The organism is Nostoc sp. C117 (assembly GCF_043099735.1).
Classification (GTDB): domain Bacteria; phylum Cyanobacteriota; class Cyanobacteriia; order Cyanobacteriales; family Nostocaceae; genus Nostoc.
This window is the reverse complement of record NZ_CP170991.1, coordinates 864,326-886,701: the sequence shown is the minus strand read 5'-3', so window position 1 is coordinate 886,701 and position 22,376 is coordinate 864,326. Positions and strand designations below refer to the sequence as shown.

At 42.1% G+C, this 22,376-nt stretch carries 21 protein-coding genes and 1 tRNA gene; 13 read left to right on the top strand and 9 right to left on the bottom strand.

The annotated features are described in order from the left end of the window. The first annotated feature begins 50 nt into the window (after window positions 1-50). Window positions 51-1,934, top strand: a complete 1,884-nt coding sequence (locus ACFG4S_RS05345) for an N-acetylmuramoyl-L-alanine amidase (protein ID WP_392533808.1) — start codon at window positions 51-53, stop codon at window positions 1,932-1,934. Between the two features lie 128 nt (window positions 1,935-2,062). Beyond that, window positions 2,063-2,929: a glutamate racemase gene (murI, locus tag ACFG4S_RS05340; protein ID WP_392533807.1), complete on the top strand. Its 867-nt coding sequence runs from the start codon at window positions 2,063-2,065 to the stop codon at window positions 2,927-2,929. A gap of 200 nt (window positions 2,930-3,129) precedes the next feature. Here the strand turns inward: murI and ACFG4S_RS05335 are convergent, their stop codons facing one another. After that, window positions 3,130-3,327, bottom strand: a complete 198-nt coding sequence (locus ACFG4S_RS05335; protein ID WP_392535912.1) for a hypothetical protein — start codon at window positions 3,325-3,327, stop codon at window positions 3,130-3,132. Window positions 3,328-4,445: 1,118 nt separating this feature from the next. Between ACFG4S_RS05335 and sds the strand changes: the two genes are divergently transcribed. After that, window positions 4,446-5,420 (top strand): solanesyl diphosphate synthase, encoded by a 975-nt coding sequence (sds, locus tag ACFG4S_RS05330; protein WP_392533806.1) that lies wholly within the window; start codon window positions 4,446-4,448, stop codon window positions 5,418-5,420. A 695-nt stretch (window positions 5,421-6,115) separates the two neighbouring features. On the opposite strand, the gene ACFG4S_RS05325 is transcribed toward sds, so the two are convergent. After that, a complete protein-coding gene (locus tag ACFG4S_RS05325) occupies window positions 6,116-6,589 on the bottom strand; it encodes a hypothetical protein (protein WP_392533805.1) in 474 nt (157 codons plus the stop codon). Window positions 6,590-6,794: 205 nt separating this feature from the next. Between ACFG4S_RS05325 and hetZ the strand changes: the two genes are divergently transcribed. The 3 genes from hetZ to ACFG4S_RS05310 all read left to right on the top strand — a co-directional run bounded on the left by hetZ (window position 6,795) and on the right by ACFG4S_RS05310 (window position 12,090). Continuing rightward, window positions 6,795-8,000 carry a heterocyst differentiation protein HetZ gene (gene hetZ / locus ACFG4S_RS05320; protein WP_392533804.1) on the top strand — a complete coding sequence of 402 codons (1,206 nt, stop codon included), beginning with the start codon at window positions 6,795-6,797 and terminating at the stop codon, window positions 7,998-8,000. Further along, window positions 7,993-8,973, top strand: a complete 981-nt coding sequence (locus ACFG4S_RS05315) for a PatU (protein ID WP_392533803.1) — start codon at window positions 7,993-7,995, stop codon at window positions 8,971-8,973. Before hetZ ends, ACFG4S_RS05315 begins: the two co-directional genes overlap by 8 nt. Window positions 8,974-9,783: 810 nt before the next feature. Further along, window positions 9,784-12,090 (top strand): DUF3488 and DUF4129 domain-containing transglutaminase family protein, encoded by a 2,307-nt coding sequence (locus ACFG4S_RS05310; RefSeq protein ID WP_392533802.1) that lies wholly within the window; start codon window positions 9,784-9,786, stop codon window positions 12,088-12,090. 55 nt (window positions 12,091-12,145) lie between these two features. On the opposite strand, the gene ACFG4S_RS05305 is transcribed toward ACFG4S_RS05310, so the two are convergent. Both ACFG4S_RS05305 and ACFG4S_RS05300 read right to left on the bottom strand, forming a co-directional pair. Beyond that, complete coding sequence (locus tag ACFG4S_RS05305; RefSeq protein WP_392533801.1) at window positions 12,146-12,367, bottom strand: hypothetical protein; 222 nt, start codon at window positions 12,365-12,367, stop codon at window positions 12,146-12,148. After that, entirely contained in the window at window positions 12,345-12,479 is a 135-nt protein-coding gene (locus ACFG4S_RS05300; RefSeq protein ID WP_392533800.1) for a hypothetical protein, read from the bottom strand. Before ACFG4S_RS05300 ends, ACFG4S_RS05305 begins: the two co-directional genes overlap by 23 nt. 383 nt (window positions 12,480-12,862) lie before the next feature. Between ACFG4S_RS05300 and ACFG4S_RS05295 the strand changes: the two genes are divergently transcribed. The 3 genes from ACFG4S_RS05295 to gmk all read left to right on the top strand — a co-directional run bounded on the left by ACFG4S_RS05295 (window position 12,863) and on the right by gmk (window position 14,114). Then, a complete protein-coding gene (locus ACFG4S_RS05295) occupies window positions 12,863-13,024 on the top strand; it encodes a hypothetical protein (RefSeq protein WP_392533799.1) in 162 nt (53 codons plus the stop codon). Window positions 13,025-13,079: 55 nt separating this feature from the next. Continuing rightward, window positions 13,080-13,346 (top strand): extracellular matrix/biofilm regulator RemA, encoded by a 267-nt coding sequence (remA, locus tag ACFG4S_RS05290; protein ID WP_073639751.1) that lies wholly within the window; start codon window positions 13,080-13,082, stop codon window positions 13,344-13,346. Between the two features lie 168 nt (window positions 13,347-13,514). After that, the gene (gene gmk / locus ACFG4S_RS05285; RefSeq protein WP_392533798.1) at window positions 13,515-14,114 is read left to right on the top strand and encodes a guanylate kinase; all 600 of its coding nucleotides are present in this window, start codon (window positions 13,515-13,517) and stop codon (window positions 14,112-14,114) included. A 131-nt stretch (window positions 14,115-14,245) separates the two neighbouring features. Here gmk and ACFG4S_RS05280 read toward each other — a convergent pair whose 3' ends face one another. The 3 genes from ACFG4S_RS05280 to ACFG4S_RS05270 all read right to left on the bottom strand — a co-directional run bounded on the left by ACFG4S_RS05280 (window position 14,246) and on the right by ACFG4S_RS05270 (window position 15,710). Then, window positions 14,246-14,767: a photosystem I reaction center protein subunit XI gene (locus ACFG4S_RS05280; RefSeq protein WP_392533797.1), complete on the bottom strand. Its 522-nt coding sequence runs from the start codon at window positions 14,765-14,767 to the stop codon at window positions 14,246-14,248. 260 nt (window positions 14,768-15,027) lie between these two features. Beyond that, window positions 15,028-15,177: a photosystem I reaction center subunit IX gene (gene psaJ / locus ACFG4S_RS05275; protein WP_392533796.1), complete on the bottom strand. Its 150-nt coding sequence runs from the start codon at window positions 15,175-15,177 to the stop codon at window positions 15,028-15,030. A 38-nt stretch (window positions 15,178-15,215) separates the two neighbouring features. Continuing rightward, on the bottom strand, window positions 15,216-15,710 hold the full coding sequence (locus tag ACFG4S_RS05270; RefSeq protein WP_392533795.1) for a Photosystem I reaction center subunit III: 495 nt from the start codon (window positions 15,708-15,710) through the stop codon (window positions 15,216-15,218). A 349-nt stretch (window positions 15,711-16,059) separates the two neighbouring features. On the opposite strand from ACFG4S_RS05270, the gene tsaD reads away from it, so the two are divergent. Continuing rightward, entirely contained in the window at window positions 16,060-17,112 is a 1,053-nt protein-coding gene (gene tsaD / locus ACFG4S_RS05265; protein ID WP_392533794.1) for a tRNA (adenosine(37)-N6)-threonylcarbamoyltransferase complex transferase subunit TsaD, read from the top strand. A 203-nt stretch (window positions 17,113-17,315) separates the two neighbouring features. On the opposite strand, the gene ACFG4S_RS05260 is transcribed toward tsaD, so the two are convergent. Together ACFG4S_RS05260 and ACFG4S_RS05255 are read right to left on the bottom strand one after the other, a co-directional pair. Next, window positions 17,316-18,227, bottom strand: coding sequence for an alpha/beta fold hydrolase (locus ACFG4S_RS05260; protein ID WP_392533793.1), 912 nt, complete (start codon window positions 18,225-18,227; stop codon window positions 17,316-17,318). A gap of 257 nt (window positions 18,228-18,484) precedes the next feature. Then, the gene (locus tag ACFG4S_RS05255; RefSeq protein ID WP_392533792.1) at window positions 18,485-19,204 is read right to left on the bottom strand and encodes a hypothetical protein; all 720 of its coding nucleotides are present in this window, start codon (window positions 19,202-19,204) and stop codon (window positions 18,485-18,487) included. 557 nt (window positions 19,205-19,761) lie between these two features. Between ACFG4S_RS05255 and ACFG4S_RS05250 the strand changes: the two genes are divergently transcribed. The 3 genes from ACFG4S_RS05250 (at window position 19,762) to ACFG4S_RS05240 (ending at window position 22,376) form a co-directional block, all read left to right on the top strand. After that, window positions 19,762-20,313: a GNAT family N-acetyltransferase gene (locus ACFG4S_RS05250; protein WP_392533791.1), complete on the top strand. Its 552-nt coding sequence runs from the start codon at window positions 19,762-19,764 to the stop codon at window positions 20,311-20,313. 313 nt (window positions 20,314-20,626) lie between these two features. Further along, a tRNA-Pro gene (locus ACFG4S_RS05245) sits at window positions 20,627-20,700 on the top strand. Window positions 20,701-21,557: 857 nt separating this feature from the next. Continuing rightward, the gene (locus ACFG4S_RS05240; protein ID WP_392533790.1) at window positions 21,558-22,376 is read left to right on the top strand and encodes a Tic22 family protein; all 819 of its coding nucleotides are present in this window, start codon (window positions 21,558-21,560) and stop codon (window positions 22,374-22,376) included.

Sequence of the window (22,376 nt, the reverse complement as noted above, 5' to 3'; positions counted from 1 at the left end):
TATGTTGAAATCTTGACGGCTCCCATGAATATGAATCAGGAGAAAGGACTGTGAAATTACACTGGTTACTATCCAGTACTATTGGAACTATCTTCATGCTGTCGTCGCCAGCAATGGCTGCGAAACTGGAATCTTGGCGTTTTGATATCAATCAAAACAAGCTAGAAATTAATACTTTGGGGAATGTTCAACCCCAAGCACAATTAATTTTTAACCCGACTCGGTTGGTAATTGATTTGCCAGGAACGACATTTGGACGGCCACAGCTAAATCAGCAAGTAGGTGGTGCGATTCGTGCTATCCGAGTTGGGCAGTTTGACGAACAAACAACGCGCATAGTTGTTGAACTGACTCCTGGTTATACTTTAGACCCCAAGGGAGTACAATTTGTTAGCACAACTGGCGATCGCTGGACGGTGCAATTACCTACCCCAGAAGCGGAAAATCTTCCTTCCAGAAATACTCAACAGCAAGAAATAGCCACAGAAACTTCACCGAGAACATCTCCACCAGTGTTCTCACCCAGAAGTATTTATAATGTCGTGAGAACCGGTTCTGGTAATCCACCTAACAACGGAAGACCTCTCGCCAGAGCGACTCAAATTGAAAACTTCCGCATTACAGGCGATGGTTTTTTCATCGCCACCACTGGCGGTAATCCTCAGATTCAAGTAAATCGTAGCAGCGATCGCGAGTCAATTAATATCGACATTACAGGCGCAACTCTATCACCAAATCTAGAGCAGCGAGATTTGTTGGTTAATCGCTATGGTGTTAGCAGCGTCCAGTTCACCCAACTGCAAAACAATCCGTCTGTTGTTCGTATGACCTTACAGGTGGATAAAAATGGTACTGACTGGCGAGCAACCACTAGCAGTATTGGTGGTTTCATCGTTCTGCCCAGTCGTGGTATTGCTCAGTTACCAGGAAATAATCGTCCCATACCATCTGCCAACAGTTCACCTGCAACTATTCAGTCTGTGGAACTAGCTGGTAATGGCACACAACTCATAATTAGAGCCGACCAAAGCTTATCTGCTACAGGAGGCTGGGATAGAACCTCTGGTCTATTCCGCATTACCATTAATAATGCTCAATTAGCTCCGAGAGTTACAGGCCCTACTTTTAATCCTAATAGCCCTATCCTCCGGGTTCGCTTGCAACCACAAGCGGGTAACATTGTTACTGTTTTGGTTCAACCAGCAGCAGGTGTGCAAATTGGGGAACTCAACCAGGTGGGCGACCAGTTTTTAGCCCTAGAATTACAACGCTCTGGTGGCATAATACCTCCTATTGTTTTACCTCCCCTACCATCAAACGAAGGTCAGCTCCCAAACCCCACAGATAATCCTCGCCCTATATCTCGTCCACAAACACGCCCCCCAGTTCCGAGAGGAAAATTATTAGTAGTTCTTGACCCCGGCCATGGTGGTAAAGATTCAGGTGCCCCTGGTTTGGGCGGACTGTTAGAAAAGGATGTAGTGTTACCTATTGGTAGAAGAGTAGCAGCAATTTTAGAGCAAAATGGTGTACAAGCAGTACTAACACGGGACGCTGACTTTTTTGTAGAACTCCAAGGACGGGTAGACATTGCCCAACGAGTTAATGCGACTTTGTTTGTCAGCATTCACGCTAATTCTGTTGATAATCGCCCTGATGTGAATGGGTTAGAAGTATATTATTACGACAGCGGTTATGCTCTGGCTGAAGTAGTTCGCAATACCATTCTCCAGAATATTGGTACTATCAAAGACCGGGGAACCCGCAAAGCTAGATTCTATGTCCTCAGGAAAAGCTCTATGCCTTCGATTTTGGTGGAAACAGGCTACATGACTGGTCGGGAAGACAATCCTAGATTAGGATCGTCAGAGTACCAAAATCGTATGGCAGAAGCGATCGCTCGTGGCATCCTCAAATACTTACACCAGAGGTAATATAGTACAAATTACTGTTAAAGAGGTACTATTTAAACTTCTTTGACATACAGAATTTAGTGGTCAATTTGTCGATTATCTGCTAAATTCTGTATCTTAAATCCAAAAACCTAAATTAATATCTGCCTGTGTATTCATCTTCTATTTTTGAAGGGAATCTTGACAAGTTTTCCGATCGAGAACCCCAACGTGCCCCAATTGGCATCTTTGATAGTGGTGTGGGTGGACTGACGGTATTGCGACAAATATATCGGCAACTCCCCAATGAATCAATTGTTTATTTTGGGGACACAGCCCGACTTCCTTACGGAATTCGTTCACAAACAGAAATTTTAAAATTTACGCGTGAAATTCTTACTTGGCTACAACAGCAGCAAGTAAAAATGGTGATTATGGCTTGTAACACCAGTTCTGCACTAGCATTGGAAACGGTGCGTCAAGAATTTAGCATACCTATACTAGGAGTAATCTTACCAGGGGCAAAGGCGGCAGTACAGCAAGGAAAGCGGATTGGTGTAATTGCCACTCCAGCCACGGCTAAGAGTAATGCTTATAAGCACGCCATACTCGAAATTAATCCTAATGTTCAAGTCTGGCAAGTTGGATGTCCGGAGTTTGTCCCACTAATTGAGCAAAACCGCATTCACGACCCTTACACTGCCGAAGTAGCAAGAGGCTATCTAGAGCCTTTAATAGAGCAGGAAATTGACACCTTAGTTCACGGCTGTACTCATTATCCCCACCTCACACCAGTATTGCGATCGCTTCTACCCTCTCAAGTCCAGATGATAGACCCAGCTGTTCATGTTGTAGCAGCTTGCGCCCAAGAGCTAGACTTACTAGGGTTAAGAAATACTCACCTTCCACTCCCAACTCATTTCGCAGTCAGTGGTTGCCCACAACAGTTTTCCCAGTCAGGAGTCCAATGGCTAGGCTATACTCCCTTGGTTGAACAGGTTTACTTCACTGATATCGCTATTTCGCAACCCCATTGAAGAGAGAAATAAGGGGATAAGGAGCGGAGGGGCAAGGTAAGATGAGGCACATGAGGCAGACAAGAGGACAAGGGGACAAGGAGATAAACAAAACTTCTCACTTTTAACTCAGCACGGGCTAAACGCCCCGCTATCCATGTACAGCACGGGCTAAACGCCCCGCTATCGCTAACAGCACTCTTTTGCTCAATACCCAATGTCTATTGACTATTAACCGCTTCAGTCACCTTTGTCCTTACTGATATCTCCGGCTGATGTTTTTCTTTAACAGATGAAGAAGAACTTGTAGGAATAGTCTTTGTACCTGTCCGCTTTGCCAGTGCTAATAACAGGTAGACAGTGAATAAATATCCAGACGCTAAAATAAAAATCATCATAGGCATACTTCCGTAAATCATTGTTCTACCAGCACCTTTGAAAACGAATAGAAAATTCCATGAAATTAGTAGAACCTCAGCCAAGCAATTACATTCTTGATGGCTGTAGTTTCCTATAGTAAATCTACCTATAGAGATATAATTCTCTATGGACGAATAATTTATTGTCTGATGCGATTTTTTGCAGACCATACATCCCACAGCAGTAAGATTGCCAAAAGACAATCTGAAACTGCAATTCTCAGCGGTCTACTTGATCTGCGTTATTTTTACTCACATAACTGTGAAAGGAGTAACCCTTGCGCTCAACGTGCGCTGAAGACGTGTAGAGTTGAGCCTACACGATCATAAAAGTTTTTATGACCGACTTGGCGTTAGCCTACCGTTAGCGACGTATCCCTAATGGGAAACAAGCTACGCGTAGCGTCTCGCAGAGAAGGAGCGTCACCCAAAGGGCTTCCTATAGGGATATTGCATAGCTCCAAAATAGGAGTTTTGCATATCGTCTGAAAAATCAAAGGAATTATTCCCCTAATTTAACTGACAACTAGTTATTTTATACACACAAATTGCTTTGGGTAAAATCAACTACTAGATGACCTACTTTTGGCGTGTGAGTATCTGAAAAATTTAAAATTCCTATATTTTAGCGTAACACAACGACCCTAAATTTGAAGCCTACTCACCTGCTAAATTTCAAATTTTTTGAATAGTTGTACTTCAAGGTTAAAGTAATTTAGTCTGATATGCTTAATCCTCAAAGCATATATTATTTTTTTGTCAATAAGTAATATTGCTTAAATAATCCTGTAGTTTTTTTGTAACGGAAAACGTACAAATATTTGGAAGTAGATACTCTGAAAATATTGCAGCAGTTATTTGATTGCTATTTGTCTAGAATGGACATGTTAGCAGCTCTCAGTAACACGATTTTGAGCGATCGTTCCCATAATTCTCAGAAATAACATCTATTTTAAGCATAATTACTTATTGACAAAAACAGCGTTGTTGGTACTATTCCCGAATAAATTCGGAAGCATGGGATTACCTTAATGAAAACTTTGCGCTGGCACAGGGTTATCTTAAAATGAGTGTAGGATATGTAAACTTTCGTAACCTAAGTCAGAGTCCGCCCATCCATGACCCCAGCCACCTCCCTGTTTACCCCTGTGGAAGCAGACCTGCGACAACTAGCAGATAACCTCAAACAGCTAGTTGGAAATCGCCACCCCATTTTGTTTGCAGCAGCCGAATATTTATTCGGAGCTGGGGGAAAGCGTATCAGGCCAGCAATTGTCCTGCTAATCTCGCGGGCAACAATGTTAGAGCAAGAGATTACCCCCCGTCACCGCCGCTTAGCTGAGATTACCGAAATGATTCATACAGCAAGCTTGGTACACGATGATGTGGTAGATGAATCAGACGTGCGGCGAGGCGTTCCCACTGTTCATAGTTTCTTTAACAGTAACCGCATTGCCATATTAGCAGGAGATTTTCTCTTTGCCCAATCTTCCTGGTATTTAGCAAACTTGGACAATTTGGAGGTGGTGAAACTTCTCTCAGAAGTCATTATGGATCTAGCAACTGGAGAGATCCAGCAGGGATTGAATCGTTTTGATGCTACGATCTCTATTGAAGCTTACCTCCAGAAAAGTTATTACAAAACAGCTTCGTTAATCGCCAACAGTTCTAAAGCAGCTGGGTTACTGAGCGAAGTCTCCAGAGAAACTGTTGAGCATATGTATAACTACGGTCGTCATCTTGGTATAGCATTTCAAATTGTCGATGACATTCTAGATTTCACGAGTACAACAGATACTTTGGGTAAACCAGTGGGGTCAGATCTCAAAAGTGGTAATCTGACTGCACCGTTTTTATTTGCTTTAGGGGAAAAACCATACTTGGAAGTGCTGATTGAAAGAGAATTTGCTCAAGAAGGGGATTTAGAGCAAGCATTAGCACTGATTCAAGATAGTCAAGGTATACAGCAAGCCAGAGAGTTAGCTGCTCATCATACTAAATTGGCAATTGAGCATCTAGCAGTTCTCCCACCCTCAGAATCCCAGCAGGCATTGATTAATATAGCTGAGTACACCCTAAGTCGCCTTTATTAAATTCAGTTTTCAGTTTTGAGGTAGATAGTAAAGTAGGGATTTAGGTTTGGGGTGTGTTATGGAAACTGTAACACACCCCAAACCTGAAATGTAGTGTTGCGCTAAAGCTTCATCACAAACTAAAGCAGTTTTATATTTAACCCAACTCACCTACTTACTAGATAGAAACTAAGAATTTAGACCTCAAGTGAAATTTTCCACCTGTTCTTAAGGGAACTCCAAAAAATAAATTATCTTTCTTTATGGCAATGCACTTTTGTTAAGCATCTACCAGCAAATAATCGTAGTCCTAAAGCAGCCAGCACTCCTTGTCCAGACGAAAGAACTAGATGGTAGTAATTACAATCAACTTAAACCTAACGCCCTTCCCTAGTTAGAGAAGGGCGAAAATTCAAAGTTTCTCTGTTTTTAGGAGAAAGGTCAGAATATTAAGTTCATATCGCGTTTTATTGGGAAATTCTTAAGTATAGGACTCTGGTTTAGCAGGAAATTAAAACTTGAAAACGAAAAAATGTTCACTGATAACTCTTTTTTAATCAATTTTAGGTTTCATCACGAGTTAAACCAGTCACCTAGTGTAAGAAAAAGAAAAAAAATAAATTTTTTGCTGATTTAGAAAACTTTTTTCAAGGAATTTGAGATTTAAAAATTTGGATGTGGGATTGTATATAAAAAATCCTGCATCCAAATTTTTTCTATGCAATATCAGGGGGTATGTGTTTAGGCGATCGCTGTTGTCGTAACTGTTGCTGTATGAGTTTTTCCAGTTCAGTTCGTCTAACTTCGACGGTATGAGTGGTCTTACCCGGCGTTTCCAAAAAAACGATACTATCTACGGGCTTTAATGCCACCATTTGGAACAAAATATGGGTGACAGGAGTAATTTTAGCTAGCATTTGAGGGTCAAGCCCAGCAGTGGAAATTAGGGAGACATCCTGTATGGTAGGGAAAGCGTAAAGAACGCGCTTTTCCAATCCTGGATTAGCACGATTGCTCAAGGTAGTTAAAACCCAGTTGCCCTCCGAATTTTGGAGAATATAGTACTGGGAGTGACATAATTTTTGAGCGATCGCTCTAAGGACAGGCGCAATTGCTGCAATCAGATTTGGTGTAATACCATCGCGGGGTGCATTGTCAATCAGCAATTGAATTTGTGCTTCTAAATCCATAATGACTTGTATACGGCTCCTGGGTAATGGCAATAACATCGATCAAAATGTGAACAATCCCATTAGATGTGGGAATAATCAAATCAGGCACATTTGCAACGTAGGATTGGCCTGCGTTTAGCTTATACGCAAAACCCAAAAAGCCAACACCCACAGTCGTACAGGTTGTATTTAAATACCTTAAGGTCTTTTGAAAACTGAGACTATGAATTCAGCCGCAACCGCAACTATTCCATCTGCAAATATTCTGGGAGAAAATTCTATTGGTGTGGAGGCGATCTTTCAACTCCTGTCCAGGGAGTTTCAGCAGTCAACCAAAGCTTCGGAACAGAATTGCCATGATGTCGCAAGACGGATTACAACCGAAGTGTACCGGATTTGTAACGAAAGCAAACGTATCCAAGCTTCCGGGGCTGTCCAAAGCTCGGCACTTACCCTGGCCCGACACCGACTGCAACAGTGTCTCAGGTACTATCAGTTGGGTTCAAATCGGGGCAGGGTAGAATTACACAGTACTTTGAGCGCTATTATTTATCGTTACATTAATCCTCCTCAGAAGCAATTGAGCTATCAAGGGCGTCTGACTATAATTGAAGATTTCCTACAAAGTTTTTATTTGGAAGCATTAAACGCTTTCCGGCGAGAAAATCAACTCGGTACAACTTATCGCCCCCAGACGCTTCTAGAATTGTCCGAGTACATGGCATTTACCGAGCGCTACGGTAAGCGACGAATTCCCTTACCAGGCCGTCAGCAACAGCTGATTATCCTGCGAGCGCAAACTTTTTCCCAACAGCAGCCCCCCGAAACCTCCGTAGACATCGAACAAGCCGCAGAAGGTAGCAGCAATGAAGGTGATGGTTCTTGGGAAGAACCAGCCATACAGCAATTGCGCTCGACAATGGCAACGCAAACAGAACCCGAACCCGAAGAAGACACTTTGCGCTCCGTTGTGATTACGGAATTAATGAATTATCTCGAACAACGCCAACAATCTGACTGTGCTGATTACTTTTCGCTTCGTCTCCAAGATCTATCAGCACAGGAAATTGAGTCAGTTTTAGGTTTAACTCCTCGTCAGAGAGATTACTTGCAGCAACGCTTTAAGTATCATTTAATTCGATTTGCCTTGTTGCACCGTTGGGAATTAGTTCACGAATGGCTAGAAGCTTCTTTACACACGAACTTGGGGTTAACTCCCCAACAATGGCAAACATATACAGAGCAGTTGGACAATAAACAGCGGTCTTTACTAGAGTTGAAGCAGCAAGGACAACCCGACGAGAAAATAGCCAAAACTTTAGGGTTGTCGATGGCACAACTGCAAAAACGGTGGTTTAAGATTCTTGAACAAGCTTGGGAAATTCGTAACTCATTAGTGTCCGGATCGGGTGCATCTACTCATGAATAGTGACTCAGAATCCTTACAACACCAGTGTCTCAATTGGTTATTGACAGATGATGTCAAAATCGATGAGTATCCTTCGGTAGAATGTAAGGAAAATGACGGGGTAAAGAACCTCTCCAAGGAAGCTACTGCTTCAAAAAGCAGTGAGTCAGAATTGAGAGGAACACCCCAGACCTTTCAACTGGGAGAAATTCCTACTGTGCAAGATCGTTTCCAAGCCATTATTAAGCGTCGGTTACAAATTCAAATCCAAGAGCAGCCACCGCTGTTTCCTTGGGAAAGCCAATTAACTGACTATCCCGATTTTGTTGATGAGCCGTCAATGACACTCGTTCCTACCTGGGGATGGATGGCACAGCAGTCGAAGCTGAATCTGCCCATTCCCCTGCCAGAAAGAGTTTTCCGGCAATTGCTAGAACAGTGTCAGGCGTTAGTTACATCTTCAGTGCCGCTGGGGGCAAAATTAGTTCAAGTGGTGGAGAACTTTTTCCCCAACGAATCTCAGGCACTCAATGATATTGCTGGGTTAGTGCTAAGAAGCACCTATCGTTCTGTGGATACTCTGGATAAGATGCCTGAGATTCAGAGCGATTATTCAGATTTACAACCCCGTCAACAAATGGCTTTGTCATTGATGGCGGCTAAACAATTGCTGGAAAACCTGACTCTACCACTTTCAGCAACCAGTCCAGTGGTAGCAAGACAATGGCTAACCAGTACTGGTACTTTGAACGTTAGAGTAGAATACCAATCTCTAAGTAAACTTACGAGATTACTTGTTCAGGCTGATTTACCCGCTAAAGGTACTTTAACATTGCGGGGAAGTGGCACTTTAGCAATGGCAACATCTTCGAGTCCTGGATATCTAAGTGTAGAGTTAGGTTGCGAGGAACTTCAGCCAACTTATACTCTGGAAGTTGAGTTTCCAGAAATAGATCAACAGTCGTTGTTGTTTGTTATTAGTCCCACGATGTAGTCTCTATTGCTTGCGCCAGCATACTACGTCAATCAATGCCATATATTAAGATAACTTTTCCCCTAGTTGTTACCTTGGGGCTTTGTTTATCTTTCAAGACTACTAGCAACAGGGTGCTTACTTAATGTAGGTTGCCAAATTTTAGGCATAGTTACGATTAACCAGAGGGTGTAGACTCACCTCATTAATACCAATTTTGGCCAATTTTAGATTTTGGATTAAAAGCCCTGGCGAATAGAATTCAGGGCTATACAAACAAACGTACTCCTTTAGAGAACCCTTACCAGTTCGTGGAAGCAACCTATGCGTAGCTTCTCCGTCAGGATAACGGTACGACTGACGCATAAGAGATCCCCCAACCCCCTTAAAAAGTGGGCTTTTGAAATTCCCCCTTTTTTCAGAGGGTTAGGCAGGGTGGTTTCATACGGAAAAAGAAAAATACATAAGTCTTGATTTCTCGTTTTGTGTCCAGCCTTTTTCCCTCTCTCCAAACCTCTCCCCCCAGGGGGGAGAGGCTTTGAAACCCAGTTTTAGTTTTTCTCTGCTTGTATGAAACCATCCTACTTTTTTCAGAGGGTTAGGGGGGATCGAGGTTTCAGGTTTTCAATGCATAAATCTTTGAAGACGCGATAAATCGCATCTCTACATGAGGGTTTTGGACTGTTCTGAACTGTATTGACTTATAGACGCAAAAACAGGATAAGAAAACTTTCCCCAACGGGAATACTTAGAAATAGGGCGGCTAGTTCTGTCCTTAGCAGTGTTTTCGTGGCATTTCCACTTTAGACTGAAATGTTTAACTTATCCAGGATGAATCGGTTTTGGCGTCTCCCTATAGCTAATTTCAGGCAGCGAAATACACAGGGTTCGCTTTTGACAGAAGTCGAAGATTCAATTTCCTTGCGGGTGCTGGTGCTAGCATTGATTATTTTGGGAATTGTGGCGACGGATATCGCTGCTGAGACTTCATTTAGTGTTTGGGCGTTACCCCTCAGTATATTGGGTGCGATGTGGAGTTACTATCGTCGTCGCGATCGCAATATTGCAGTGAAGTTCTGTATCGCCATCGGCATGTTAGTAGCACTGGGTGCTTTCTTTGGGCGGTTAGCGGGAGAATTGAATGATACACGGTTGGGTTTGGCTGAGTTATTAATTCAACTACAGGTGTTGCATAGCTTTGATACACCCCGCCGCAAAAATTTGGGTTATTCGATTGTCATCGGCTTGATTTTATTGGGTGTGGCGGCAACACTCAGTCAGACTTTAGCATTTGCACCTATGTTGCTGTTATTTTTAGCGATCGCTCTCCCAACTTTAGTATTAGATTATCGCTCACGCTTGGGTTTGGAGTCAGTAAAAACTCAAAAAGAAAATACCACAGAGGGAAAACTCTCAAGTTTAAATTTTAAATTTTTAATTGTTAATTTTTTGATAATTGTCGGTCTCGGACTGGCAATTTTTGCTGTTTTACCAAGGTTACCTGGTTATCAATTACGAAGTTTTCCTGTAAGTTCTCCAATTGAAATCAAAGGCAGTTTTACAGGACGTAGTATCATTAATCCAGGTTATGTTCGCCAAGGTAATGGCAATAATCAAGGTACTGGGACAGGAGAAAATCGAACTGGTCAACCAGGAAAAGTAGATAATAACTTTTACTACGGTTTCAATAGCGAAATTAACCAAAACTTGCGCGGCGAGATGAAACCTCAGGTTGTTATGCGAGTGCGATCGCAAGCTGAGGGTTTTTGGCGAGTGTTGGCATTTGACCGTTATACAGGTAAAGGATGGGAAGTTTCTCGTAAAGAAGATGTTACCACCATCAGGCGGCCACCTTGGTCTTACCAAATCTTCGTTCCCCAACCTCTGATTACTGCTAAAACTCAAGAAGTAGTACAAACTTATACAGTGGTGTCGGATTTGCCTAATCTAATTCCAGCTATGGCTAATCCGAAGGAAATTTACTTTCCCACACCAATGATCGCAGTTGATACCGAAAACGGGTTGCGATCGCCTGTGGAATTATCAGAAGGACTTACTTATACTGTAGTTTCAGAAGTACCATACCGCGATCGGACTTTATTAGGTCAAACTTCTACCAAATATCCGCAAAATATTAAAAAGCATTATCTAGAAATTCCGCCTGAAATTGCCGAAAAAGTCCGGCAACGCGCCGAAGAAATCCTCACTAACTACAATCAACAAGGCGTAGGAAAGTCTTCTAAAAGGCTGGATTCAGTTTATGAAAAGGCTCTTTACTTAGCTCAATATTTGAAGCAATACTACTCTCTACCGAAAAATCCCTTAGACCTCCCTTATTTGGATGAAAAAGAAGACTTGGTAGAAGCTTTTTTATTCAAGAATAAAGGAGGCTATCCAGACCACTTTTCGACAGTTTTGACGGTGATGCTGCGTTCTATTGGTATTCCAGCGCGGTTGGTAGCGGGGTTCAGTCCTGGAGAGTTTAATCCATTTACGGGGATGTATGTCGTTCGTAATACAGACGCCTACGCGATGACAGAAGTGTATTTCCCCAAATATGGTTGGTTTGCCTTTGATCCAATTCCCAATCATCCTTTGATTCCCCCATCAATTGAGGATACTGAAACTTTTAGTGTGCTGCGACAATTTTGGCATTGGGTTGCTGGATGGTTACCTTCTCCGGTGACAGGTTTGTTGAATAATGTATTTGGGACAATATTTAGTTGGATTGGTAGAGCGATCGCTTGGTTTATCGCTTTATTCTCTCAAGGTTGGTTTGGCATATTGACTGGCTTAATCGTAGGAACGACAACAGCTTTCTTGAGTTGGCTGGGGTGGCGGCAGTGGCGTCAGTGGCGCAATCGTCGATGGTTAAAAAAATTGCCAGCGATGGAAAGCCTTTATCAACAAATGCTGCAATGGACAGCCCAAAAAGGCTTGGGTAAGCATCCAGCACAAACACCTTTAGAGTATGCTAAAGTCTCATACCAGCATCATGCTCCAACAACTGCTAAGGTAATAGATGACATTTGTCAAGCCTATGTTAGCTGGCGTTATGGTGGGCATATGCCTAATTTGAAGCAATTGCGAGAAAGCTGGCAAGGTTTGAAAAAGAAAACTAGCGATCGGGCAAACTGATTAAGGAAACTCTTAAGAGTAGCCCTTTCAAAAATTAGGCGATCGCCATTTTCCTCTAGTTGAGTGCTTGAGCGATCGCATTGCCCAACTTCTTCAATGTCCTTTCTTTATCAAATTCAGCTGCTGCTCGTGCAGACTCAGCCAAAATTGTGTCAGTGTTTGGGGTCAACTTCAATGCCCCACCAAGATATCCGAGCGACTTACAGAAATTGTCAGATAAATTAGTTGCTGCTAATCGCTTCACGGTTTGGTAGTCACCCTCTATAAAAGCGTTCAATGCTTGAGAATGTTAAGTTAGTTTCCGGCATTTCTTGAGTCAAAACATTAACAATTGCATTAACGGCCTGTTGAACTTTTTCTAGTGTTAGTTCTTGTTGTGTAGCTTGCATAGTTACCTCCAGATTTCAAAATTTTCAGATCTAACTTGGGGAAAATAAGCTAATAGTCATTCAAATGACATCCCTGTGTCTCCCCTTCTTTGCATCCCCGCGCCGCATCTTTCTGAGGCTAAGAATTATACAACTTAAAGGCGGATTAGCTTAGAGTATGTTCCAGTTCAGATCCAAGTGTTCTTTTACAATTCGTGACACAAAACCAACAGCGTTGTTTTGTAGAGTGGGCATCTTACCCGCCTTAATTATGGAAGTTAAATGTAGAAAAACTGACAATACGGTTCGGTTAAGGTTTTGTGATGAAAATTTTACCGCGATTTAGCGCGTCTCTTGCTTTAACAGAACTGTATGGGAACAACTTACTTATCTCAAAAAAATAAATGTACATCACCCAAGTAGCCTATACGAGTATGATTTTCACTATATCTTTGGGTAGATTTTTAGGAATTTTAGCTGATAAACAGCTAAAAAAAGCAGACATTAATTTAAAAACTGAGGCTGGCGTTAATTTAAGCGTTGTAACTCCTGTTTATTGGCGATAACATGTAAATAAGTTCAGTACAAGCTTCTTAAACCGCGTTTGGCCTCAGTTTTTTTATGGATATTCAGTTAATCAACATCGGTTTTGGTAACATAGTATCTGCCAACCGAGTAGTTGCCATTGTCAGTCCAGAGTCTGCCCCCATCAAACGGATCATTACCGACGCACGGGACAGAGGTCAACTGATAGATGCAACTTACGGTCGCCGGACTAGAGCTGTAATTATTACTGATTCCAGCCACGTAATTTTGTCAGCGATTCAGCCGGAAACTGTAGCTAATCGCTTTGTGATTTCGCGCGATCATCAGACTGTAGATAATTGACTAGCAGTGGGTTAACAACCCCACTCTATTTGCACCCTATCAGTAGTACCATGTGAATTAGACTAATTTTTTGTCACCAGTGCTATATGTCCCGTAGTTAATGGTGGACTCCTCCACAAACACAAAACTAATAAATAATATCTATTGATTAATTCACAGGTTGAACGGATGATCGAAGTTTTACCCATCCAGAGTAGCGTTATTACTAAAGAATCTGCAAATCCAGGCAAGTTGATTGTTTTAACTGGCCCCAGTGGGGTCGGTAAAGGCACTTTAATGCGATCGCTCCTACAGCGTCATCCGGAACTATATTATTCCGTATCCGTAACAACCCGTTTTCCACGTGCAGGGGAAATTGATGGTAAAAATTATTACTTTATTGGCCGCAGTAAGTTTGAGCAGTTAATGGCTGAAGGTGAATTTTTAGAATGGGCAGAATTTGCTGGTAACTATTACGGAACTCCCCGTGAAACCGTACTTAACCAAATTAATTCCGGCAAATTGGTAGTGCTAGAAATTGAGTTAGAAGGAGCAAGACAAATTCGCGTTTCCTTCCCCAGTGCCTTCAGCATTTTTATATTACCGCCTTCTTTTGAAGAATTGGAGAAACGAATACGCTCTCGCGGTCAAGACTCTGAAGAAGCGATCGCTCGCCGTCTACATCGCGCCGAAGAAGAAATTAAGGCTGCACATGAATTTGATATTCAAATCGTGAATGACGATTTTGAAACTGCTTTACATGACATTGAAGCGGCTTTATTTGGATAACATAGAATTCTTGATAACATAGCCACTTTTCGCATAAAACAAAGGACGCAAAGAAAAATCTCTGTGTCCTTTGTTATTTGTTAGCCTATATTTCTTCACCACTGGCTAACAACTAATGACTAATGACTAAATTAACCAAATAAACCTTGAATTAGTCCCAGATTACTAGTCAAAAAGTAAGCAACTACTGCACCACCAATACCACCAATTAAGAAAGAACTGGCAAAGTTATTCCAGCTTTCTTTAGAGTTAAAAGCATCTGCTGGAGGATTGGGTACGGTAACACTAGGAAGTGCTTTAGGAGGATTGCTATTGGAATATAAGGACAGACAAGCGGTGAGCAAAACAACTAAGCCAATGGCTCCTAGTAATCCAGCTAAGTTAGCATTGCCTGTATCCCGCAGTGGTCCCAATTTAGCAAATGGACCAAACAGTAAGTAACCATGAGCCATTCCGACTTCTAACCCACGTCTGGAAGGAGTTATGCCAGGACGATAAGCAGGTAAGTTATTAATAAACCACTTGACCAAAGGAGAAGAATTAATGGGGGTTTCTAGGTTGCCTAGCTGAGGATCGCGGAATGCGGGAAAAACAACTTCACGATTTCTCGGATCGCTGGGCAGGTTTTTTGATGCATCTACTGCTTGCGCCATAATTTTGTGTTCGCCTCTGAAATTAAAATGGTGGCATTTTTATATTAATAATAATTGTAGCTAAAGATGTCTTTTGCTTAGGAAGTTTAGAAAAATTAATTTAGCTTATTTTAAACCCGTGAAACTCGCGATTTGTAAACAACACCGCGAGTTTCAAAAAACTACTTTTGCTGGCTATTATTGGTAATCAATTTGTCTAGTTAGCCCTAATATGACTAACTAAACAAGTTTAGACAATTGCCCTAAATCTCATTTTCCAATTATGGCAGTGGGTGGAAAAGTAGATCTGGGAAAAAGCGGTTGAATTCAATCAAAATACCTGCTGTGATTGTCAGCCATAGAGTAGTTGCTACTGGCGCTGTGGAAATAAATTTAATCAAATAGGATGATTGGTCGCCTTTGTCTGCCATGAATTTAGTCTCCAAACAAATGAATTAGTGAAACCGATTTAGCGTGGGGAAACGGGAATTTCTGAATCCTTGGCTGCTAATTTGCCAGAGAGTAATTCTTGGACAGCTGCTGCTGGCCAAGCAAAACCTGTCGCCATTATAGGTAATGCCAAAGCAAGATCGATTTGGATTTCCTTTTGTTCAGGGTCAGATTCCTTTTTGATCGCTTGCAGATAGCTACGACCTACCCAACCAATCCAACCAGTGATATATAGAAAGAGAATGCTGGGGATCAAGAAGTCACCAGCGCGATCTAGACGACCATCAACAATCAAGTGGGGGTAACCCTCAGGACCACACAGCGCTTGAGAATAACGCTCAAATCGCTTTTTGCCTGATTCTGGATCGGCGGTGGTATTACGGGCATTAGCTGCTAGCTCTTGAAAAGCGGGATTGTCTTTGCAGGGTGTCAAGTTAGCCCCTAGAGCTTGTGCTGGGGGGGCAAAATTGCACCAAAGACAAATCGCTAAAATCAAAGCAAACAATCGTCGCATAGAGTTGTTTCCTTTTATTACAAAACAAAAAGTTCTTTGTACAAAACGAAGCGGCTTGTACAGTCTTTATTTGCATAACTAGGAAGTCATCATACTCTTGGGTGGGAACTGAGTAAAGTTTCAGTAAATAAAAGTTAAAGCTTCTCAACCAAAATTAGTGTTGAGTGCTGAGTGCTGAGTCAGGAGTGATGAGTGTCCAGTATAGGAATTGTTGTTGTAGGGTAGTAAACAAGCAAGATTTTGTATCTACTGCTCACGACTCAGGACTCCAAACTCGGAACGTGAGCCTTAGAACTCGGAACTTCGACCTTGGAACTCAAAACTCAGCACTCAGCACTCGCAACTCCCAATGGCAACCGTTTTAGCAATAGAAACCAGCTGTGATGAAACTGCTGTCGCAATTGTCAATAATCGTGAAGTTTGCAGCAGCATCATCGCTTCGCAAATTCTAGTTCATCAGCAATATGGCGGGGTAGTGCCAGAAGTAGCTTCCCGGCAGCATTTGGAAACGATAAATGTTGCGATCGCTCAAGCTCTCGATCAAGCCAAACTAGACTGGGGCAAAATTGACGCAATTGCTGCCACTTGCGCCCCTGGACTCGTAGGAGCGTTGTTGGTGGGCTTAACTGCTGCCAAAACCCTGGCGATGGTACACAACAAATTATTTTTGGGAGTTCATCACCTCGAAGGTCACATTTACGCAACTTACTTGAGCGAACCAAGTTTAAATCCCCCTTTTCTTAGCTTACTGGTTTCCGGCGGACATACAAGCTTGATTTATGTCAAGGATTGTGGTAAATACGAAACTCTAGGACAAACTTGTGATGATGCTGCGGGTGAAGCCTTTGATAAAGTTGCCCGATTATTAAAGTTGGGTTATCCCGGTGGTCCAGTAATTGACAAGCTGGCACAAGAGGGAAACCCCCAAGCCTTTGCCCTACCAGAAGGTAGAGTTTCTCTACCTGGTGGTGGGTTTCATCGTTATGATGCAAGTTTTAGCGGTTTAAAGACGGCTGTATTGCGCTTAGTGCAGCAATTGGAGAAAGATGGTGGACAAGTGCCAGTGGCAGATGTGGCAGCCAGCTTTCAGGATACTGTAGCGCGATCGCTCACTAAAAGAGCGATCGCCTGTGCCTTAGACTATGGTCTAGATACAATTGCTGTTGGAGGCGGTGTAGCAGCTAATAGCGGGTTGAGAAAAAATCTCCAAGCCGCTGCCATTCAACACAATCTACGCGTTCTATTTCCCCCTCTGAAATTCTGTACTGACAACGCCGCCATGATTGGCTGTGCTGCCGCCCACCATCTATCCTCAGGTCATACATCTCCCCTGACACTAGGCGTTGAATCTAGGTTAGCCCTGAGCCAGGTAATGAAGTTGTATCAATCTGAGGGGAAATGAGGGATTGGGGACTAGGGACTAGGGAAAATTTCTTCTCAATACCCAGTCCCCAATCAATACTTTTCGGTTAAACCCAATAATCTCTTTTTTGGTCTGGGGAAAGGTTAAAGGGCAATGGGGAAAGTGAAATTACAAACCCTTTCCCTTTCCCCTTTCCCCCTTAACCGAAAAGTATTGAGTCCCCAATACCCAGTCCCCAATACCTATTGACTCTTAACTATCATTCGGATGTAATCGGCTACTGCATCCGGCTGCTCTAACATAGCCAAGTGTCCGCAATTAGGAATTTCCAGAACATTGTCACCACAGTATTGAAACAGTCTATGAAAGCTAGCTAAATGACGTACATATTTAGGTTCCATAACCTTATCTTCAGCACCAGCTAAAAAATAAACTGGCTGCTTGAGTTGGGATACTAGTTCAGGTAAACGGTTGATTTCTTCTTCAGTTGTAGAGTCTAATAGACTTCCCAGCGCTGCTTCTGGATCAGCCACGACGAAATCAATTACCCGCTGACGCGCCCAATAGCGCTCTAAAGGACGTGCCACACTCGCTCTCGTAAACAGTAAATCAATCAAAGGTACTTGGGACAGCCACCGTGGGCGAACTTGCAAAAACTTCTGACCCGCTGAGCGAAACTGCTCAAAGGCCTCTTTGAGGTAAATACCACCGCCGGCGTTGATACAGATAACTCCCTTAACACAGTCAGGCATTTGATCTGCTGCCCATAGAGCGATCGTACCTCCTAAAGAGTGACCAATTAGCCAAGCACTTTTAATATTCAGCTGTTTCAGGAGAATAGCTAAATCCTGAGCATAGGCAGCAGGAGTATAAAGAGAATCGAAAGCTGAGTCAACTGCACCACTGGAGATGGGCATTAGACTGACAGAGCTTTCTGCCCGACTAAAATCACTTTTTACCTGGGACTGGGACTCACCAAAACCCCGCAAATCATAGGACAGGCACTGCAAATCATCTGATAGGCGGGAAATCACAGGTTGCCAATATCCACGGCTATTGAGCCAACCGTGGATAAACACTAAAGCGTGGGGGCAGGAAGTGGGAGCCGTTAGCTCGTATGCGTGTGGAACGCCCAAGATTTCAATAGTTGCCATACTTATATCGTACCCCTAAGGGCGGGTGCGACTAAATACGAAGTTTTAGGAGTTAGGAGTCAAACAATTTTAGATTTTAGATTTCAGATTGACCGCATACCTGAAGGTATGGGCTTAAATAAATAGTTTTGGCTTTTGGATTTGTTCTCGCGTTTAAATTTGCAAGCTTTTGGAGTGAGACTGTTTGCGAACAGACTTTAGTAAATTTTGGATTTTGCATTTTCAATTCAAAATCTAAAATTCGGTGAGTAGTATTTTTATTTACCCAGCAACCTCTGTCGCACCCCTTCAGCAATTTTGTGACCCAGATATTCAGGAATCAGGCTTTCATTCGGCCCCAACAAGTAGAGAATTAGCCGTGTACGTCCGCGCCAAACCAGTAAATTGGCATTGACTACCAGCAGATCTTCCTGCCAAATGGCGTACATCACTTTGTAAAATAATCCTGGTTGATTATCGGCTTCAATTACTAAAGCAGGGAGATGAAAAACCGGATCGACATAGAACTCAGTTTGTACCTGCTCTAAGCCAGTATCAAGATTGAATTCTACTGCCAGCATTTCTTCTACCTCAAACCGACCTCCTAAAGCCTCTCGAATAGCACGACAGACATTTTCGGAAGTTTTCTCAGTCAGGGCTTTACTACCACGAGATACCAAAAGTTTGATAAAAACTAACATTGGCGGACGGATCTGACCATATAGACTCAGACCATGAATCGTCAACCCATAAGCTGCTAGTACACCAAAAATATCGCTGAGCAGAAAAGACTGGTTGCGATAGGCAAAATGCAAAGCACTTTTACTACCTTCCGGTTTCAGTTCAATAACAGCGCGTCTAGTTTTATAGAGACGGTAGGCTAGCCGCAAATTTTGCAGTTGAATCTCACTGCTGACGAATTGCTCATAAAACTGGGGAAACGCTCGATTAAAGCGCTTTAGGAGTTCCAGTGTTGAAGATTTTAAACCAGAAGCCATTGTTAAGGGTAAGACTCGCTTGCTTGCGTCACCTGGGGACTAGGGGCTGGGTGTTGGATGTTGGAAATTGAGGACTGGGAACTGAGGGACATGGGAGACAAAAGAACAATGTTCTCAATGCCCAATCCCTTATATACAATTCCTTCTTAAGCTAACCTGCATTTAAGCTACATACGAACAATTACTAGTTAGCTTGTTCAAAATTTAGTTTTTCTATTTTATTTTGAGCAAAGCCAAAGACGCTCTGCTTAGTCAGAACAAACACCAGATTGGCAAGTTTGCCCCACAACAAGACATAGGCATTTGAATTTTGATGATTTTGAACTACTTAATATTCTTCCCTTTTGGTAAATTTTTACTAGGCTTTACAACAAAATGCTAAAGTTAAAAGTGATTGGTGTGAAACATGCTCTAACTAGCTCTTACCATTGCAAATCCCGAAAACAACCAAAAAACTTTGAGTGTAAGGGGTAGTAAAGGTAGTAGCTTGGTTAAGCATGAATCAACACTTTTAAGAGTGGAAACCAATTCAGTTATACTACCCGAACCACGTTGGCATGGGTTTTTGGAAAACTTGGTTTAGTACTCCTGAGTCTGTAGCGGCAACTAGGACAAACCCTTTTGAAGAACACAAAGCAGAAACTGCGAGCAACTCCAGCTCCAGTAGTGTTAGCGAAGCTTCTTCAAAAGAGACTCGCATCGTCTTTAGTACGGAGCGAGACATTGATCTTTATGAACTAGAAGAACTCTGTGATGCAGTTGGTTGGTCGCGTCGTCCTTTAAGAAAAGTGAAAAAAGCCATTGAGCATAGTTTTCTCGTAGCCTCAATGTGGCAGGTGAGAGGAAATCAAAAACGACTCATTGGCTTTGCCCGCGCTACTTCAGATCATGCGTTCAATGCCACTATTTGGGATGTGGTAGTTCATCCAGACTTTCAAAGTCAAGGACTGGGCAAAGCGCTGATGAAATACGTCCTCAAAAAACTCAGGAGTGAAGAGATTAGTAATGTGACACTCTTTGCTGACCCCCATGTTGTAGATTTCTACCGAACTATGGGTTTTATGGCTGATCCAGAAGGCATCAAAGGCATGTTTTGGTATCCCCACTAGTAGCACTCAATCCAGATAAAACCCTACTCGCACAAGAAAATCAGGTAAAATAATAAAAATCTATTATTTTTGTGTGTTTTGGCAAGGTTCAGCCGACGAATCAGCAAGTATACGTCTTGTAAAATTTAGTCGGCAAAAAAACCTTTATTTCAGTCTAAAAATTTCATCTTTCATCTATAGTGGTCTTTGCACATGATAAAGAAAATTAACCATGACCCGTTTTATGTGATATAGTGATTTCAGTGCTTGTGCAAAAGGGCGATCGCTTTGATGGTAAGTTAAAAACAAACCAACAAAAGTAGATAAATCTAGCCGGGATGTAGCGCAGCTTGGTAGCGCGCCTGCTTTGGGAGCAGGATGCCGCAGGTTCAAATCCTGTCATCCCGATTTAACTAACAAAGAAAATTAATTATTAATAAAGCCGAGATTGATACAGTAAATATTGGTTTTCTTTGTATTTTAACTACAGCAATTTTTAGGTAATTGCTGTTACCTAAAAATTCATAAAATCAAGCTTAGTCATAAATCTGGGTTAGAGACTTCCAAAAAAGAAATGACCCAAAATTATTTCTATATTTTTAGGGGCGCAAGAAATACTTCTTGGCTTTTGCAGTTTTAACTCGGAATCGCCTTTGGCGAAAAGGTTAAGGGTTAAAGGTTTTTTCTTTACTCTTCCCTTTTCGCCTTAACCAACAAGTATTGGGAGTGCAAGTCCTTGCTTTCCGACGATGGAATGTTATAGGTTTGCTCTGAGACTAACTTTTGAAGCATAATAGGCAAATTTGGCAGTTAAACGGTAATATGCTCCTAACACTTCACTTTGTATAGATTTGAGAATATCTTCAACCCACGGAAGATGGAACGATCGCTCAAGTAACAGCGTCACCCAATATCAGAGAAAGTCAATCAAATGGCATTTATTATCTCTAGGGTCAGAGAGACTTTTCACTCCTTGAGAAGCCATCAAATAAGCATCTACATGGTTTTGCAGTGAATGGCAAAGCAAAATTGAGAAAAATAGAGCTTTAGCACAGTCAATTAGTGAAGGCGATACTGTAGCAACCCTAAATAGTTGGAACTATTCCACTTTGTCCGTTGAGTGTTAAAAATCAACTGACATCATGGCTTGTTTACAAATAAATTTTCACAACTAAAATAGATTGCTATATAACTGAAGCTAGTTGGTGCTGTGCAAATCCAACCATTCGTTTAATTTAATTGTATTATTCATCCGAGGAGTAGTCATGAAATCATTAGTTCGCTGGGGCACAACATTGGGTATAGCTGGCAGTATCTTGTTAGGAGGGCTTTCTGGAATAGGCAACCTACCAGGGATAGGCAATCTAGAAGCTGTTGCTTTACCACAAGATCAGATAGTCAAAAAGCTACAAGAAGTACCAGTATTCACCCTTACTAATCCTAAAGGCGAATTTGTAGTTTTATCAAGGAAAAACGACACCAAGACCATCTCTCAAGTAGGATTTTTTATTAGCAAGCAAGATGCTCAAAAATTCCTTGATAACCGACTTAAAAAAGAAAATCCTCAACTAGCAAGCACCCTACAAGTAAGACCTTTGTCTTTGGCAGACTACTATAAGATCGTGCAAGAAAGCAAAAAGAAGTCTGATTCCGTAATTTATACTTTAGTACCGACACAACAACAGGTACAGTCGGCAACAAACATGCTGAATCAAAATGGCAAAAAAGGGCAGCAATTCAACGGTATTCCTTTATTCGTGCCCAAATTTAAAAAAGATAATAGCTATCTGACCATTCCCCTGGCAAAAGGCAACGAACGTTACATCCCCTTCTTTTTTGAAAAAGAGCAAGCAGTAGCTCTGTTAGACGAATTCAAAAAAGCGGTGCCCAAGGAAGCAGACAACACTGAAATTCAGGTGGTGGATTTGTACGGTGTTATGGAGGCTCTCAATAGTAGCAACGATCCCAGTATCAATAAAATTGTTCTCTATCCATCGCAGGAGTCGATCAATTTTATTCGTTCCCTTGCTCCGAATCAGTCATCAGGTGGTAAGCCCGCTCCTGCGGCCGCTCCGAAAAAATAA

Excerpts from the sequence above, each read along its gene's own strand:
- ACFG4S_RS05335 (WP_392535912.1), bottom strand. The coding sequence starts at position 3,327 with ATGATTTACGGAAGTATGCCTATGATGATTTTTATTTTAGCGTCTGGA.
- sds (WP_392533806.1), top strand. The coding sequence starts at position 4,446 with ATGACCCCAGCCACCTCCCTGTTTACCCCTGTGGAAGCAGACCTGCGA.
- ACFG4S_RS05325 (WP_392533805.1), bottom strand. The coding sequence starts at position 6,589 with ATGGATTTAGAAGCACAAATTCAATTGCTGATTGACAATGCACCCCGC.
- hetZ (WP_392533804.1), top strand. The coding sequence starts at position 6,795 with ATGAATTCAGCCGCAACCGCAACTATTCCATCTGCAAATATTCTGGGA.
- ACFG4S_RS05315 (WP_392533803.1), top strand. The coding sequence starts at position 7,993 with ATGAATAGTGACTCAGAATCCTTACAACACCAGTGTCTCAATTGGTTA.
- ACFG4S_RS05310 (WP_392533802.1), top strand. The coding sequence starts at position 9,784 with ATGAATCGGTTTTGGCGTCTCCCTATAGCTAATTTCAGGCAGCGAAAT.
- ACFG4S_RS05300 (WP_392533800.1), bottom strand. The coding sequence starts at position 12,479 with ATGCAAGCTACACAACAAGAACTAACACTAGAAAAAGTTCAACAGGCC.
- ACFG4S_RS05295 (WP_392533799.1), top strand. The coding sequence starts at position 12,863 with ATGTACATCACCCAAGTAGCCTATACGAGTATGATTTTCACTATATCT.
- remA (WP_073639751.1), top strand. The coding sequence starts at position 13,080 with ATGGATATTCAGTTAATCAACATCGGTTTTGGTAACATAGTATCTGCC.
- gmk (WP_392533798.1), top strand. The coding sequence starts at position 13,515 with ATGATCGAAGTTTTACCCATCCAGAGTAGCGTTATTACTAAAGAATCT.
- ACFG4S_RS05280 (WP_392533797.1), bottom strand. The coding sequence starts at position 14,767 with ATGGCGCAAGCAGTAGATGCATCAAAAAACCTGCCCAGCGATCCGAGA.
- psaJ (WP_392533796.1), bottom strand. The coding sequence starts at position 15,177 with ATGGCAGACAAAGGCGACCAATCATCCTATTTGATTAAATTTATTTCC.
- ACFG4S_RS05270 (WP_392533795.1), bottom strand. The coding sequence starts at position 15,710 with ATGCGACGATTGTTTGCTTTGATTTTAGCGATTTGTCTTTGGTGCAAT.
- tsaD (WP_392533794.1), top strand. The coding sequence starts at position 16,060 with ATGGCAACCGTTTTAGCAATAGAAACCAGCTGTGATGAAACTGCTGTC.
- ACFG4S_RS05260 (WP_392533793.1), bottom strand. The coding sequence starts at position 18,227 with ATGGCAACTATTGAAATCTTGGGCGTTCCACACGCATACGAGCTAACG.
- ACFG4S_RS05255 (WP_392533792.1), bottom strand. The coding sequence starts at position 19,204 with ATGGCTTCTGGTTTAAAATCTTCAACACTGGAACTCCTAAAGCGCTTT.
- ACFG4S_RS05250 (WP_392533791.1), top strand. The coding sequence starts at position 19,762 with ATGGGTTTTTGGAAAACTTGGTTTAGTACTCCTGAGTCTGTAGCGGCA.
- ACFG4S_RS05240 (WP_392533790.1), top strand. The coding sequence starts at position 21,558 with ATGAAATCATTAGTTCGCTGGGGCACAACATTGGGTATAGCTGGCAGT.